16 protein-coding genes are annotated in these 15,716 nt (G+C 43.3%); 7 read left to right on the plus strand and 9 right to left on the minus strand.

Features of this window, described 5'->3' with window-relative positions; translation table 11 throughout:
• Window positions 1-3: 3 nt before the first annotated feature.
• The 5 genes from CMAQ_RS01575 to CMAQ_RS01595 all read right to left on the minus strand — a co-directional run bounded on the left by CMAQ_RS01575 (window position 4) and on the right by CMAQ_RS01595 (window position 4,006).
• On the minus strand, window positions 4-555 hold the full coding sequence (locus tag CMAQ_RS01575) for a hypothetical protein (protein WP_012185375.1): 552 nt from the start codon (window positions 553-555) through the stop codon (window positions 4-6).
• A 33-nt stretch (window positions 556-588) separates the two neighbouring features.
• On the minus strand, window positions 589-1,209 hold the full coding sequence (hxlB, locus tag CMAQ_RS01580; RefSeq protein WP_012185376.1) for a 6-phospho-3-hexuloisomerase: 621 nt from the start codon (window positions 1,207-1,209) through the stop codon (window positions 589-591).
• Window positions 1,210-1,280: 71 nt separating this feature from the next.
• The gene (gene speD / locus CMAQ_RS01585; RefSeq protein ID WP_012185377.1) at window positions 1,281-1,727 is read right to left on the minus strand and encodes an adenosylmethionine decarboxylase; all 447 of its coding nucleotides are present in this window, start codon (window positions 1,725-1,727) and stop codon (window positions 1,281-1,283) included.
• A 120-nt stretch (window positions 1,728-1,847) separates the two neighbouring features.
• A complete protein-coding gene (locus CMAQ_RS01590) occupies window positions 1,848-3,659 on the minus strand; it encodes a hypothetical protein (protein WP_048062606.1) in 1,812 nt (603 codons plus the stop codon).
• Between the two features lie 134 nt (window positions 3,660-3,793).
• Window positions 3,794-4,006 carry a 50S ribosomal protein L24e gene (locus tag CMAQ_RS01595; protein WP_012185379.1) on the minus strand — a complete coding sequence of 71 codons (213 nt, stop codon included), beginning with the start codon at window positions 4,004-4,006 and terminating at the stop codon, window positions 3,794-3,796.
• A gap of 166 nt (window positions 4,007-4,172) precedes the next feature.
• Between CMAQ_RS01595 and CMAQ_RS01600 the strand changes: the two genes are divergently transcribed.
• On the plus strand, window positions 4,173-4,694 hold the full coding sequence (locus CMAQ_RS01600) for a nucleoside-triphosphatase (protein ID WP_012185380.1): 522 nt from the start codon (window positions 4,173-4,175) through the stop codon (window positions 4,692-4,694).
• Here the strand turns inward: CMAQ_RS01600 and CMAQ_RS01605 are convergent.
• Window positions 4,691-5,860: an MFS transporter gene (locus tag CMAQ_RS01605; RefSeq protein WP_012185381.1), complete on the minus strand. Its 1,170-nt coding sequence runs from the start codon at window positions 5,858-5,860 to the stop codon at window positions 4,691-4,693. The two genes, CMAQ_RS01600 and CMAQ_RS01605, sit on opposite strands and share 4 nt — an antisense overlap.
• 214 nt (window positions 5,861-6,074) lie before the next feature.
• Here CMAQ_RS01605 and CMAQ_RS01610 point away from each other — a divergent pair, with 214 nt between their 5' ends.
• Window positions 6,075-7,073 carry an ROK family protein gene (locus tag CMAQ_RS01610; RefSeq protein WP_012185382.1) on the plus strand — a complete coding sequence of 333 codons (999 nt, stop codon included), beginning with the start codon at window positions 6,075-6,077 and terminating at the stop codon, window positions 7,071-7,073.
• On the opposite strand, the gene CMAQ_RS01615 is transcribed toward CMAQ_RS01610, so the two are convergent.
• From CMAQ_RS01615 to CMAQ_RS01625, 3 genes are read right to left on the minus strand one after another with little or no spacing between them, the layout of a single operon-like run.
• Window positions 7,065-7,325, minus strand: a complete 261-nt coding sequence (locus tag CMAQ_RS01615) for a 50S ribosomal protein L23 (RefSeq protein ID WP_012185383.1) — start codon at window positions 7,323-7,325, stop codon at window positions 7,065-7,067. The genes CMAQ_RS01610 and CMAQ_RS01615 overlap by 9 nt on opposite strands.
• 2 nt (window positions 7,326-7,327) lie before the next feature.
• Window positions 7,328-8,164: a 50S ribosomal protein L4 gene (rpl4p, locus tag CMAQ_RS01620; protein WP_012185384.1), complete on the minus strand. Its 837-nt coding sequence runs from the start codon at window positions 8,162-8,164 to the stop codon at window positions 7,328-7,330.
• Between the two features lies 1 nt (window position 8,165).
• Complete coding sequence (locus CMAQ_RS01625) at window positions 8,166-9,209, minus strand: 50S ribosomal protein L3 (RefSeq protein WP_012185385.1); 1,044 nt, start codon at window positions 9,207-9,209, stop codon at window positions 8,166-8,168.
• A gap of 157 nt (window positions 9,210-9,366) precedes the next feature.
• Between CMAQ_RS01625 and CMAQ_RS01630 the strand changes: the two genes are divergently transcribed.
• The 5 genes from CMAQ_RS01630 (at window position 9,367) to CMAQ_RS10635 (ending at window position 15,338) form a co-directional block, all read left to right on the plus strand.
• On the plus strand, window positions 9,367-11,637 hold the full coding sequence (locus CMAQ_RS01630; RefSeq protein ID WP_012185386.1) for a DEAD/DEAH box helicase: 2,271 nt from the start codon (window positions 9,367-9,369) through the stop codon (window positions 11,635-11,637).
• Window positions 11,638-11,766: 129 nt separating this feature from the next.
• Window positions 11,767-12,441, plus strand: coding sequence for an AMMECR1 domain-containing protein (locus CMAQ_RS01635; RefSeq protein ID WP_012185387.1), 675 nt, complete (start codon window positions 11,767-11,769; stop codon window positions 12,439-12,441).
• A 129-nt stretch (window positions 12,442-12,570) separates the two neighbouring features.
• Window positions 12,571-12,882 (plus strand): 50S ribosomal protein L30e, encoded by a 312-nt coding sequence (locus tag CMAQ_RS01640; RefSeq protein ID WP_012185388.1) that lies wholly within the window; start codon window positions 12,571-12,573, stop codon window positions 12,880-12,882.
• Window positions 12,875-13,321, plus strand: coding sequence for a NusA-like transcription termination signal-binding factor (locus CMAQ_RS01645; RefSeq protein ID WP_012185389.1), 447 nt, complete (start codon window positions 12,875-12,877; stop codon window positions 13,319-13,321). The genes CMAQ_RS01640 and CMAQ_RS01645 overlap by 8 nt, the downstream gene beginning before the upstream one ends.
• A gap of 31 nt (window positions 13,322-13,352) precedes the next feature.
• On the plus strand, window positions 13,353-15,338 hold the full coding sequence (locus CMAQ_RS10635) for an intein-containing 30S ribosomal protein S12 (protein ID WP_012185390.1): 1,986 nt from the start codon (window positions 13,353-13,355) through the stop codon (window positions 15,336-15,338).
• Window positions 15,339-15,716: the final 378 nt, after the last annotated feature.

Genomic DNA, 15,716 nt, shown 5'->3' on the forward strand with positions numbered 1-15,716 from the left:
TACCTATAAATATAACACCTTAAGTGTAGAGAATTCGACAACCACGTTACCCATGGCTTGTGAATTCAAAGCAGCAATAATAAGCCTACTTGTGGTTAAACCAGTGCTATTAATTAATGAGCACTCAGGAACTATTATTTTACCTTCATGAGCACTTACATATGCTTGAGTCGATTCGAATTCAACATTATTCAAGGGTATTGTTAAGCCAATGGGTACAGTTACGTTAACCCTAATGCACTTAAACCTACCCCTACCGCCAATGTAGGTTCCGTATATGAAGCCATTAGAGGCTAGGAAACCGGCAATAGCCCTAGCCTGCTTACTTAAAACCCTGAAGCTAACACCCTCCACGCTTAACCTCCCTTCATTTGATTCAAGGCTGTATTGGTAACCTAGGTCGATTGAAATGATCCAGGGTGCCTTAAGGAGAGGTATGATGTACGTATTATCCTTCTTCCTCGCCTTAAATAACTTAATTAAGTCACTTGGATTTGAGTTAATTAACTTCCTCAGTTGCTCAAAATCACCTAGGGTAATGGTTTCAACGCCCACGTGACTTTAGATATTTTAAATTTATTAGTATTACTATGGAACCTCTATGTTAGCGTGCATGTTTCTTAAATCCTCCTCAGTCTTATTCAACCTATGCATTAACTCCGCTATTACAGCGTCAAGGAAGACGATGGTGGTATCCTCAAATAACGTACCCAAGGGGGCTAGCGGCTCATGAAGACCAAGTATTTGCCTGGCGAAGTAATCATCAATCCTAGAAACCTTAGTCCTACCCGGTATGACAAGAACCATGTCAGCTATCTTAGCCAGTGGTGAATCCGGGTAACTGGTTATTGCAACAACCTTAGCCATCATGCGTTTAGCCGCATCAGCTGCAGCAACAACAATACTTGTTGTTCCACTTCCACTTATCGCAACAACCAAGTCCCCTGAACCAACACTTGGGGTTATTGTTTCACCCAATACGTATGACTTATACCCAAGGTGCATTAACCTCATGGCGAACCCCCTAGCAACTAAACCTGATCTACCAGCCCCAACAACCAGCACCTTATTACCCCTGTGGTAGAGCTTCTCAAGCTCATCGATAAACTCGTTGACTTGATCCGGGCGTATAACCTTAATCGCCTCCTCTATAAACCTACTTACCTCATTATACGCCATCATGAAGTATGGGGGGAAATCTAGATTCATTACTTAAGGGTTCTTTTTAAAAAATTTAAACATTTACCCTTTTTAAACAAGGGGGTGGGGCGTCCTTAAAATCACTTTAAATCGTCACCAGGCTCCTCGCCGTCGTAAAGCGACCTATCACTTATGTTAACGCTATACTTCTTAGCCTCAAGCTTTTGCGCAATGTACTCAAAGGCCACCATGGGGTCTGTATGGGGTCCACAGGTGTAAACATCAACAGTCGCATACTTATGCTCAGGCCAAGTGTGAACTGATATGTGGGATTCAGCCACAATAGCCACCACTGATAATCCACCACTTGGCGTGAACTTGTAGTAGAATAATGAGACCACTGTGGCGTTAGCCTTCTCAGCAGCTTCCTTAACTATATTCGTTAACTTCACTTCATCTCGAAGCACCTCCTCATTGCAGTCATATAAATTACCGTACACATGAGTACCATATACAACTGCCCCAATCCCCCTCACGTGTTTGGGAACTTCTTCTCCCAATGTGAGGGGATTGGTTTGGGTCTTCATTGCTTCATTTTTTAGTGGGTTTTTAAAACCATAATATTTCCTTGCTTAAAAACTTTACCCCCCGTTTAAACCCATATCCCCTATATTACGGCCACGTAGCTAACAATAGTTTACTATGACTTAATCACCAACAGTTATTACGAAATCCCCATTATCATTATTCTTCCCACCGCTAACCAGCTTCGCTAATAATGCGGCAATGATTATGATTACGATTATAAGTAGTATTGCGGCTAAGTAACTCCAGTTAATGTAATATAGTACGTTAACTGACGCAGAATTACCCACTATTGGCACTGTATAGGAGCCAATTGCCGCGTGTACTGTAACGTAGTTGACGCCAATTGGGACGCATATGGTGGCTGAGCCATTAATATTGAAGCTTAAACCACCTGCATCAACAACAGCACTTATTGGTGAGCCTAAGAGCCCAGTCACCTTAACATTAATCACCCTCACCGGTATGCTCACGTTTATTTCACTTGAATTAACCTTAATCATTGATGAACCTACTATAGAACCATTAATCACTGCGTTAATGAGTATACTGGACCCATATTTAACGTTACTTAAGGTAAACTTAAACACATTATCATTACTACTGATTAAATGCGCGGATGAATTCATAGTAAGCATTACATTGCTGCATGAGGGGGGTAATTGAGTTAAAGTAGTGCTTAAGTTAACTACGTGAAATAACGGAACCTTGACTATGGTTGATGATTGGTTTATATTAACCACAAGCCTATAATAACCTGAATCACTCATGATAACCATGGAATAGAGACCTGGGACTAGGCAGGTATTGTTTCTTAAAACACTGTATGCTCCATGGCCTAGGAGTAGTATTGTTGCGTTTAAAGGATATCCATCAAGTGTCTCAACACTAATTGAACTCCCAGTTATAATATTGTTTAAGGTAACTGTAGCCTTATTGTTGGCTAACCCAAGCACAATAAGGTTAACCACGGGTTCATTACCTACATAAAGCGTTTCATTGGATGGAACCGTTACTATTACGTTACCTCCACTGACCTGGGTTGGTATTAGGAGGTTACTGCACCATGGGTTCAAGGACACTGAGGCCGTGGATTCAATCCAATTAACTGATCCACTTAACTTAACTAATTCCTGCCCAGGAATGAATATGGGTATGGTTGCGTTTAGCCTCATTAAGGATCCAGTCAAGCTAACGGTGTAGTAGGCTGTGTCATTGCTTAATAGGGCTAAGCCACTCCAGGGAATGCTTGAAGTAGCTGGTATTGAGTATGTTGTGTTAACTGAGTAGTATACTGTGGCGTTATTAACCCTGAAGGTTGGGTTAAGGGTGTAAGATATGTAAACGTACTTATTCATCACTATGGGTATACCATTAGTATTAATAGTGTAGGTGCTTTTATTAACCAGGAACGTGAATGGTGAAGCCGGCTTCACTGATCCCCCAATGACCACTAACCCAATAATAGTATATAGGGGGGTTAACCCAAGGCTAACAGTATTATTAATCGTAAGGACACCGGATCCACTATAGCTACCGGTGATCACTGGACCATTGTAGAGGTAAAGCACTGGGGGTATTTTCATGTAACTGGAGACAAACACTATTACCCCGTATGTGCTCCTGCAGTTAACCCAAGTACTCATGTACTTAGGGGTGTTTAAACCAGTTACTGGGGTTATTGATCCATTGCTCAGAACCAGTGATGCTGAGGCTAAGCCTAACTGAGACCTTGGGTCTATTACAAGGGTTAAATTAACTAAGCCATTGCAATTCAACGGTATTATTGATGAACCATTAATAGGCAGCATCACTGGTATTGAGGAACCATTAATGTAGATTAAACCATAATTAACAATGTAGTTAGGTACGGCTGCCAACACAGGCATCATGGCTATGAATGCCGTTAAGAATGCGATAAGCCTCCTCATCACAAGGACGCCTTTTCATCCTGAAGCTATTTAACCTATTGTTTACTAAAGCATTAATACCAAGCATTAATGCCTCATTACAGGTTAAAATGAGTTAATGGATCCATGGGTTGGTTAATAATACTAATTACCTTACCTTACTTGCTTGAGGATTTTGACTGAGCCGCGGATTTAGCACGCCTTATTTTCCTAACCCAGGCCTGCTTCTGCGGGTTCTTACCCATTTTAACCATGCTTACGAAACACCTCCTACTGCAGAACCGTAGGACAACCCCATCAACCCTAACGTACATTATCCCATAGCCAGGCGGTATTGGTCTCCCGCAGTATGAGCAATTGTAAATCCTCACAATCCCCCTTAATTCCCTATTCTTTTAAATTTGACGCATTGATTATGTAATTACTGGCATTAACGTGAATAAGTATCATGCAGTGATGCTGATTAAGGCCCATAACATTAATTAGGAGTCGGGTTACGGTAAGTTTAACTTAAAAGCTTCCAGGCGTATCTAAGTAGTGGTGCAGGGTGTCTTCGTAACAGGACCACCTGGGGTTGGTAAAACTACCCTTATTGTTAAGGTGACCAGTAGACTTAAGGAGAGGGGTATTAGGATTGTGGGCTTCTATACAGTGGAGGAGAGGGAGGGGGGTGTTAGGGTTGGTTTTAGGCTGGTTAATGTTAGTAATGGTGAATGGAGGTGGCTGGCTCATGTTAATAAGGTGCAGGGACCAATGGTGGGTAAGTACCATGTTGATGTTAATTCAATTGAATGGGGCTTAACACTACTTAACCAGGAGGGTGACCTATACGTTATTGATGAGGTTGGTCCAATGGAGATGAAGCATCCCTCATTCCTAAGGAGAGTGGAGGACGTGGTTAACTCCAGGCGCTTTCTCATAACCATTCACGTTAAGATGAGTAACTGGGTTAATTCACACTTAAACCTAGGTAGCTTAATTAGGTTAAGCTACGTTAATAGGGATGCTGCGGTTGATGAGGTGCTTAACTACCTGAGGACTATACTTAATATGGCTTAATTAGTCCTAGCGGAGACCGTTAAAGTACCCCTACTGGCTGGCTTAAACTCAGGTAGCTTCAAGTAAGCCACAGCGGCTCCAGCCCTAGCGGCTGCATCAATCAACAGGAGGTACTTCACAGCCTCCTTAACCCCAACCATTAATTCAACTGCTGATAATGATGCACTACCTATGAGTGAACCAACCAGTGTCCCAGTACCGTAGACTGCATTATATATAGTTATTGCGCTTTTCTTATCCCTTGAATTATCGAAGAGGTAAGCCATGTAGGCTGTGTTTGATACTGAGTTAGTGAACCCAGACACCACGTTTATTATGAATAATTGATAGACACTGGTGCTGAACACGTACATTAATGGGAACGTTATAAGGAGGAATCTACCTAGGAACATCATTATCCTCCTATGCTTATCCACAAGTGAACCCACAGGCCTCTGTAGTATTAACGTTGATGCGCCACCCACTATGCTTAGTATGGCGACTTGCTCAGTAGTCATACTGAATACGTAGTATTGAGCCACTGGGAATATTGGCCATGCGAAGGACCAGACAACAGCGAATATGAATGTTGCACCCAGGAAATTCTCAATACCCTTAATGCTCTGCCTAAGGTTACTTGAATTCACTCCATCATACTTAACGTTATCCAGCCTCATCACCACAGTGAAGTTACTGGCAATGAGTAATGCAGCTGTTATGAAAACATACTTAGCTAAGGCGTAATTACCCCTAACCACTAGTCCAGCGGTTAACGTAGCCAGTAAACCACCTATTGACCCAAAGAAGCCGTATTCAGCAAGAACCCTACCCCTAGAGCCTCTGCTTGCCCTCTCTAGTAATAATGCCCATGCGTATGAGGAAACACCACCAGTGGCGGCAATGGATAGGTAAGTAACCACGTAGAGTATGGGATTAGTGTATGAGATGAACGCCATTAATAACCATAGGATGATTAATGATGCAGTTGATAGCTTAAGTAGCTTAACAGGTTCACTGAGTTTCCTTAATGGTAGCTGAGTCACCCCTGCGAAGAAGCCGTTGGCTGATGAAATTAAGCCTAAGCCAATATTAGGTACCCCGCTGGCAACCGCCAGAAAGCTCATGAATGGTTGCGTTAAACCATTAGCCAGGTTCTGAATTAGTACGTATAATCTCAGTTTATCCACGGTTAAACCGTATTAACCATTGAATATTTAAACCTATCTATACATTAAATTAAAGAATGATACTAGCATTCACGGTATTTACGCACATATTTCACACCTTTAATCATACACCTATGCTTCACCACGTATTCATGGCTTACATGAAGAATAATTAAGTTATCCTGGTTAATGCTTTAAAAAGTCCCACTCATTAACTAACGGTGAAGGTGAAATAATGACTCAGTATTACTTAGGTGTGGATGTGGGTGCAAGCTTCATTAGGATAGGGGTGGTTAACGTAAATGGTGAAATTATTGATAAGGTTAAGGTCCCCATGCCCCAGGAGGGTGATGAGGATACTGTGGCTAATATTATAATTAAGGGGGCTAGGGAGAATTTAGGCAAATACCTGCCCTCTATTTCAGCGGTGGGTATAGGTTCAATAGGTCCCCTTGACTTGAAGACTGGTAATGTTCTAATAGCCCCTAATTTAAGGTGGAGGGTTAAGCGGTTTAGGCTATATGCCCCATTAAGGAGGGGGCTTGGTTTACCCATAGTAATAGGTAATGATGCCATGGCGTCTGTTTGGGGTGAATACTTGTTTGGTCAAGGTGCTGGGAGGAATAACGTAGTCTACGTAACCTTATCCACAGGCATAGGCATGGGTGTTGTGGTTGATGGACACCTCCTAGTGGGTAAGGATGGTAATGCCCATGAAATGGGGCACGCTGTCGTTGATATTGAATCCGACTTACAATGCGGATGCGGTGGCTATGGGCACCTGGAGGCTATTGCAGGTGGTGGTAATATCCCTAAGAGTGCGCGGTGGTATCTTGAGAAGAGGTATAGGGGGCAGATGAGTGAATTAGCGTTAATGGTTAAGGAGGGTAAAGCCACTACGCCTGATTTATTTAATGGATTCAAGAGGGGGGACCCCTTTGCAGTGGAGTTCATTGATTATGTTCTTAAGGCAATCGCAGCTGGGGTGGCTAATGTCATAAATGCCTATGACCCTGAAGTAGTCATACTGGGTGGCAGCATCTTCCTTAATAACGTTGACGTAATAATGAATGGGTTAAACAAGTACGTTAAGAGGTATGTGGCTAATAGGATGCCTGAAATAACGGGAACACGCTTTGGGGATGATATTGGTATAATTGGTGCCGCTGCATTAGCCCTAAGGGTGCCTGAATCACTTAAACCATTCATTGAGTCACAGGAAAAATCACAGTAATCCTAAATTAGTTAGTAATTCAATGGCATTATTCTCGCTTGATAACCTTACGTAAGCCTTCTTCTCCCCCTCCATTGTTATTAATGTCCTCACATCAATGACCTTAACCTTATAGGCCTTCTCCACGTAATCCTTAATCACCTTCTTATTAACACTCCTAGGCACCACTATGGTTAATGTATTCTCCTTCTCAGCTAGCCTAATGGCCTTTTCAGTTAAAACAAACCTAGTTATAATTGGTTGAGTAGACATGCTCACTCACCCACTGTGAAGAGCTTTTCATTACTTAATCTTTCAATAGCCCCCTGGGTCCATAATGTTAACCTACCTGGCACACCCCCTGGCGCTAAGTGTAGTATGCTTAGGTTATCAACGTAGACGACGTCGACTCCAGCCATGTTCCTAACAGCCCTAATTACTGGTGCATCCTTCCTTGAAACAACCACAAGAATGCTCTTAGGCTCCTTATACCTCCTACCCCTCATCTTACCCCTCCCAGCCCTAATCCTTACATTACCCTGGGCCTTAACTACATCACTCCATACTCCAAGGGCCTTAAACACATTCTTAACGTCAGCAGCCTTACTGATTCCCTCAAATTCATTAACCACTACGAGCGGTATTGCCTTAACATCCCCCACCAAGTGTCCTCTCGCCATTATAAGCTCCCTAACCGCGGTGGCCGCTATGGCTGACCTAATTGCCAGAAGCCTCTCCTTCCTATTAATCCTCTCCCACAGCCTCTTCTCAACTTTAGGTGGGTGAGCCCTCCTTCCCTTAACCACATTTGGCGCAATCCTAGCCCTCGGCCACATGTTACCCTTAATCCTAGGAACCCTGGCTATACCTAAGCCAGTACCGAAGCTTACCGCAGACGTCCTTAACCCAGCCTCCTTATCAGTACCCTTTGGTTGAAGCCTAGCAGTTAATGCACTTAAGACAGCCCTCCTAATTAAGTCCAGTCTTATCGGTGTCTTGAAATGCTCAGGTAAGTCAACCTCACCAACCGCCTCACCGTTAAGGTTCAGTAACTTAGCCTTAGCTGGAACCTCATACTTATTCTTAAGTAATGGAGATAAGTCAATACTCACTTCAACTCACCCCACTAACACCCATTACGCTTACCCAAGTCACGCTTGGTGCCTGAACCTGCTTAAGATCATAGTTAAACGGCGGCCTAATGGGGTACCTGAAGGCTATAAGCCTCTTAACCACACCTGGTGTTGAACCTTCAATAAGCATGTAACCACTCCTTACTATGCCGTAGTGCTTAAACCCACCCTTAGGTGTTATTTCAGAACCATTATCACTTATTTTAAGTATCCTCTTATTATACTCAGTGCGCCTATGGAACCCCATCTGCCCCATCCTTGGTTGAGTATACATTACAGCGGGCTTAGGTCCAACGGTCCCAGTCCTCCTAGAACCCTTCCTATGCTTATGCCACCTAGGCAACTCCTTAACACCAAACCTCTTAATCACGCCCTGAGTCCCCTTACCCTTAGTGACCCCGATAACATCCACCAGTTGACCGGGTTTGAAGACGTCAGTGGGCTTAACCTCCTTACCCAATAAACCTGAGGCATACTTAAACTGCTCATCAATAGTTGGTACACCACCCACTGGTATTTCAAGAACCTCAGGGGTCTTCTTACCCACACCAGCCTTGTAGGGCTGGGTCATTGCAATAACCTTAATGTAACTCACTGAGTCGAGTAAACCCTGTAGGTCTGCAAGAGCCTTATCAGTATCAAACTTCTCAGGTAGTGTAGGTATCCTCCTCGCAATATACTTCCTCACCTCATTGGGGATGTTAACCCAAGCCTCACCAACACTTACTAATTCAGCCTTAAGGGGATTAATTGCGTAAGCCCTTAAACCAACCACGTAAAGTGGTGGAGTCTCCACCACTGTAACGGCCTTAACGAGTTCCTTACCGAAGAATGGACTCGTCTTCCTATCATCCACCACGGTAACGTGAACCATGCCTGCCTTATATCCTACGAATCCAAGGAGCGTTGGTTTACCTAAGTCAATTACAGGCCAATTACGTATTCTAGGCACTATGTCACTGGCCCTCTTCCTAGGGTAGTAGGCCATGGATCCTCTCCTAGGCCTATGAATCTTCAACCCCACTATAAGACACCTTAGCAGTGGGTTAATGAATGAGGCCTTTTTAAGCTTTATAGATGATGACCAGTGTAAGTTAAGTTCCCCTCCTAAGGCTCAGGGTTTAAACTTTAAGTCACCTATAATGATAAGAAATATTAAGCAATAGGACACAGCCCCCTTAGTGAATATTGAGGAGCTACCGCTACCAAGCTTGCTTAGGGATTTTCTAATAAGTAAGAGGGGCATTAGGACACTGTACCCGCCCCAGGAGGAGGCTATTAGGGCTGGTTTACTGAATGGTGAAAACATACTCATGGTTTCAGCCACAGCCTCAGGTAAGACGCTTCTAGCTGAAGTAGCTGCTGTAAATAATGTACTGGTTAATGATAAGAAGTCACTGGTGGCTGTTCCCCTGAAGGCATTAGCCTTCGAGAAGCTTAATGACTTCAACACGTACAGTGAATTAGGCATTAGGGTGGCTGCCTCAACAGGTGACTATAATAGTGAGGATAAGTGGTTAGGCTCTTATGATGTAATAATAACTACGTACGAGAAGCTTGATAGCCTACTCAGGCTTAAACCGAGTTGGATATGGAATGTTGGGCAATTAATAATTGATGAAATACACTTCATTAATGATGATGAAAGGGGACCAATAATAGAATCCATTGTGGCTAAGTTAAGGATGCTTAACCTTAACCCGCAGATCATTGGATTAAGCGCAACAATAGGCAACCCGGAGGAGTTGGCTAATTGGCTTAACGCTAAGCTGGTTAAATCAGATTGGAGACCAGTTAGCCTAAGGGAGGGGGTTTACCATAAGGGTGTAGTAACGTACGTTAATGACGGTGAAAAGAGGATCAGCGGGCAGGGTGATTCACTAATCAACCTAACAGTGGACACGTTGAATGATGGTGGGCAGGTACTGGTGTTCTCATCATCAAGACAAGGCGCAGTGAGGATTGCTAGGAAACTGGCTGAGTATATATGTTCATCCCCAGTCAGGTACATTGATCCTGGTGAGGCAGGTAAATTAGCTGAGGAGGTTAGGGAGACTTCATCATCAAGGATACTGGCTGAGGAATTAACAGGCTTAATAAAATGCGGCGTATCCTTCCACCACGCGGGCCTTGAGTTAGAGGTTAGGAGGGTTATTGAGGAGGGGTTTAGGAGGGGTGTATTAAGGGTATTAGCCTCCACAACGACCCTAGCGGCTGGGGTTAATTTACCTGCACGTAGGGTTATTGTGAATGAGTATAGGCGTTATGAACCAGGCTACGGCTTCATTGAAATACCTGTAATGGAGTATAAGCAGATGGCTGGTAGGGCAGGTAGACCAGGCCTTGACCCCTATGGTGAAGCAATAATAATTGTTTCCAGTAAGGATGAGGTGGATTACGTCATTGATAAGTACATTAAGTCCCCGCCGGAGTACGTTAAGTCAAACTTCATGAACCCTACATCACTTAAATTCCACACACTATCAGCGGTGGCAAGCCAGTACGCTGAAACCATTGATGAATTAGTTAAATTCACTTCAAACACCTTCGCTGGGTTTCAGGGTAAATTATCAGCAATGATTCAAGCTAATTCAGTGAGGAGGATGATCAGTAGGATCATTGATGAACTGGTTGATTACGGCTTCATAATAAGGAATGGGGATAAACTAGAGGCCACTGAGGTTGGTGCAGTTGTTAACAGGATGTACCTTGACCCAGATACTGCACACGTATTCATAATGGGTTTGAGAAACCTCAACAGTGACGCTGACTTAAACGCCTACTCACTGATGCTTGTGGTTAAGTCACCTAAGATACCTAAGGTTAAGGTGAGGAGGAATGAGCTTGATGAATTAGCTCAACAAGCAGCCTCAATGTGGTCCTCAATACCCCTTAAACCCAGTGATGTGGATGAGTTAGTTAATTACCCTGAGGATTACGAGGACTTCCTATCAGAGTTTAAAACAGCCATGGCGCTCCTTGAGTGGATTAATGAGAGTAATGAGGATCAAATTATGAAGACTTACGACGTCCAACCTGGGGATTTAAGGGTGCTTTCAGACCAAGCCGAGTGGTTAATAGGTGCACTTCAGGAATTAGCCAGGACACTGGGGTTAAGTGGGAATGTTGTGAATGGGTTGAGGGCGCTTAGGTATAGGGTGAAGTACGGTGTTAATGATGAACTCCTGGAACTGGTCGTTAACCTTGAGGGAGTGGGTAGGGTTAGGGCAAGGGCCCTCTATGCCGCAGGCTATAGGTCAATTGAGGACTTAGCTAAGGCAAATGTAAGTGACTTAACCAGGATACGTGGAATAGGGGATAAGATTGCTGGTTCAATAATTGAACAGGCTCATCAATTAGTTAAGGATGGCAGGGTAATTAAGTTTAATGAATCCACGGTTAAGGGAAAGACTAGGCGTGGTGGAGGTGGCTTACTTGACCACATGTATTGAAGCCATGCCTTGAATACTTAATCCCATTAAGCCTTAACCTTACTTATCCTTGATATGGTTGATAATACAATTATATTACTGGTTAATCATTGGATTACACTTTAAACCCGGGGATACGTAGTAGCCTTGATGGATTTATTCAAGCCATTAACATTAACTGACGGTGCATTACTGGTTAAGCTAGCCAGATATGCGATAGAGAGTAGGTTAAGGAATATTGAGAAGATTCCCATTACTGCCGATCACCTTAAGTCAATGAGCCTAGGCGTATGGGTGTCTGTGGAGAAGATTAAGGTGAGTAATGGATTCAGGTACAGGGAGCTTAGGGGTGATGTTGGTTCACCATACCCCATTAGGAACCTTTACGATGATGTCATAATGATAGCCAGGTATGCAGCCTTCAATTCACCTAAATATAGTCCATTATCTTTAAGTGAGGTTAAGAGAATAGTCATTGAGGTTATTGTTAATAATCAACCCAGGCAAGTGAGCATGGATAATTTAGCTAAGGTATTCATACCAGGTTACCATGGCTTACTAGTTAAAAGACCTGACGGTAGTATTGAGGCTTACTTGGCGCATAAGATTATTGAAGCCGCGGCTAAGTTCCATGAGGAGAAGGGTAAACCCCCATCAATGGATGAATTAATTTCACTAATATGCAGTAAGGGGTGTAGTGAAGTCAGGATCTTTGAGACGCAGATATTCTATGAACTTGAACCTGAGGGGGAGGTTATAGAGAGGTTACTCTACATGAATAAGTACCTTAGGGAAATTAACGCCGCCTCCCCCTTAGAGGGTTAATTCAACGCTTCACTACTTATGAAGAAGGCTTATTAAGGGTTTAGTGGACTCTACATGCTTAAACGTGTTGACGTAAGGTTAAACCCCTTGGCGAAAGATTTATAAAAGACTAAGGGATGATGGAGGTAGATGATAGATATATCAAGGGAACTGCAAGTTGTAGCTAATACAGGTAGGTTGACGATGGGTGTTAGGCAATCAATAAAGGCTATACTTAATGGTGACGCTAAGTTAGTTATAATGGCCGCTAACGTACCGCCAAGCATCAGGCAGGATGTTGAAAGATACGCTAAGTTATCTCAAGTACCAGTATTCACCTACGCTGGGACAAGCTGGGAACTGGGAGGCGCATTAAGGAGGAGTCATAAAATAGCAGTTGTGGCTATTATTGATCCAGGTGAGAGTAGTATAATGTCCCTTGCCGGTGGTGCCAATGTCTAAGAGTAGGGGTCGAATCATACTAACTGATGATGAGTTAAGGTACGCGGCGCTCTTCGAAAGCGTCACTGGGATAACGCCTAGGGATGCAATATATGATCCTGAATTCAATAGGATAATATTCATTGTTGATAAGAATTTCGCACCATTAGCCGTTGGTAAGGGAGGTATAAATGTTAAGAAGCTTAAGAATCTACTCGGTAAGGATGTTGAAATAGTTGAGTACGGTGATGACCCCGAGGAATTACTAAGGAATGCACTCTACCCAGCTAAGGTGGTGAACATAACCATTAATAAGCTTCCCAATAATGGTAAAGTAGCCATAATTAGAGTTGAGGAGGGGGAGAAGGGTATAGCATTAGGTAAGTACCATAGGAACCTTAAAAGAGCAGCCCTACTGGCTAAGAGATACTTCGACATTGATAACGTTAAGATACCATAACGCTTATTAAGGCTAACCCAGGGGGCACATTGTGAGTGGTAAAAAGAGCCCATTAGGACTATATGCCGCTAGGAAGCTTAGAAGAAAGAGACAGAAATTCAGGTGGAGTGATATTCAGTATAAGAAGAGAGCGTTAGGCTTTATTAAGAAGTATGACCCACTGGAAGGAGCCCCAATGGCAAGAGGAATAGTACTGGAGAAGGTAGGCGTAGAGGCAAGAAAACCCAACGCAGCAGTGAGGAAGTGCGTAACCCCAGATACATTAATTAATTTAACACCCAGGGTAGCAACTAGGATAATTAACCTCGCGGGTAATTGGCATGAAGTTTCAATAATCCACTTCAATAAGGGTTCTAAGGTAATTGAACCAACTAGGCTCATTGACTTCTTCCACATAGAGCCCGAGGAGTTTAGAGAGGATGGTGTGTATGAGTTGAGGACACTCTACGGTAGGAGAATAATAGCGAGTGGTGATCACCCAATATACACTGGGAGAGGCATATTACCCCTTAAGGAGGTTAAGCCAGGTGATTACGTAGCCGTATACCCAAGGGAGCCCATTGAGGCTTACACGCTTAATGATGATAGAGTAATACTAACTGAGGATGACATAAGAAGGGAGGCTCCACCAAACGCCAAGGTTGATCAAATTATTAATAGGCTTAAGGAGTTAGGACTGATACCACTTAAGTATAGTAATAGTAATATTTATAGGATTGCACGATTAGTCGGCCATCTATTTGGGGATGGGTCACTAAGCTACGTTAAGAGTGGCAATGGTTATGAGGGTAAAGTGGCATTCAGTGGAAATCCCAGTGACCTTGAGGACATTATAAATGATTTAATTGAATTAGGATTTAAACCATCAAAGATTAGGGAGTACCACGGCGAAAGCATTGTTACCTGGAGTAATGGATTAATGAATGTAATTAGCGGTAAGTCAAATGTTGCCTTCGTCACCTCAATAACGTTATTCACGCTACTTAAGGCATTGGGGATTCCCGTTGGTGATAAGGCACTGCAGGCATATAGAGTGCCTGAGTGGGTAATGGAGGCTCCATTGGACGTTAAGGCGGAGTTTTTAGCCGCGTACTTCGGTAGTGAGTTAGAGAGACCGCGGGTTGAGAATAACGGTAGAACATTCCAACCACCAACACTGGTAATACACAAGGCTGAGAACCTGGCTGGGAATGGTATTGAATTCCTAAACGATATTAGGAAACTACTTAGTGAATTCGGTATAGAGACAACACCCGTGAGCGTTAGCAGTGGCGTCATTAGGAAGAATGGCATTAGGACCGTTAGGTTGAGGTTTTCAATAATTAGTAACACTAATAACTTACTAAGGTTCTTTGGAAGGATAGGCTATGCGTACAATAAGGAACATGACTCACTGGCGGTATTAGCGTATGAGTATCTACGTAGAAAGGTTTTGCTTTGGCAGCATTACGCTGATGCTTATGAATTAACGAGGAAATTAATGAGCGAAGGCTACGACGGACCCAGTATAGTTAAGGCCCTTAGGAGCGCCGGGTATAGGGTTAGTAGGGCCACGGTGTATAAGTGGTTAAAGGGTGTTAAGAATACTAAGTACATAGGTAGAACAGCCAGAATACCATCATTCAGTGATTGGATTATTAAGGCCACACTAGGGCTGGGGAACTCGGGGCTGGTTTGGGATGTGGTCACTGAAGTTAAGCCCATTGAGTGGAATGATAGGCTTTGGGATGTGACCACTGAAAGCTCATACCATAACTTCATTGCAAACGGCCTGGTAACCGGCAACTGTGTCAGGGTCCAGCTTACGAAGAATGGGAAGGTGGTTACGGCATTCGTGCCGTGGGATGGTGGTTTAAACCTCATTAATGAGCATGATGAGGTGATCATAGAGAGGATCGGTGGCCCAGAGGGTAGGGCTTACGGTGACCTACCTGGCGTGAGGTTTAAGGTAACTAAAGTTAATGGAGTCAGTCTTAAAGCCATACTACTGGGTAAGAAACAGAAACCAGTTAGATAATTAGCCATTAACTTAAGTTACATTATTAATTCACTTAATTTAATAATAATAAGTATAAATGCGGTTTGCAAATGCCTAATTTCCCAGCAGTTAATGGTAGTATCACCTACCCTACTAGTCATTCGTGATCCTATGTTGAACACTATGTATGAATCCTATGAATTGATGGATAACAAATTCATGAAACCCAATGATAACTTCGTTCATGTGCCACAACAAACTCCTAGGATCAATGCAAGGATTAGGCGATCGTTGAGCGGGAACTACGTGGGTTTAGAAGAGGTAGCTTGATCCGCCTAGTTACTCCATGGATAAGTTATTCATGGATTACTTGGCCGGCGCATCATAAGCCTCTACACTATTGCCGTTAAAGGTGAG

Origin of the sequence: Caldivirga maquilingensis IC-167, assembly GCF_000018305.1 — an archaeon.
Classification (GTDB): domain Archaea; phylum Thermoproteota; class Thermoprotei; order Thermoproteales; family Thermocladiaceae; genus Caldivirga; species Caldivirga maquilingensis.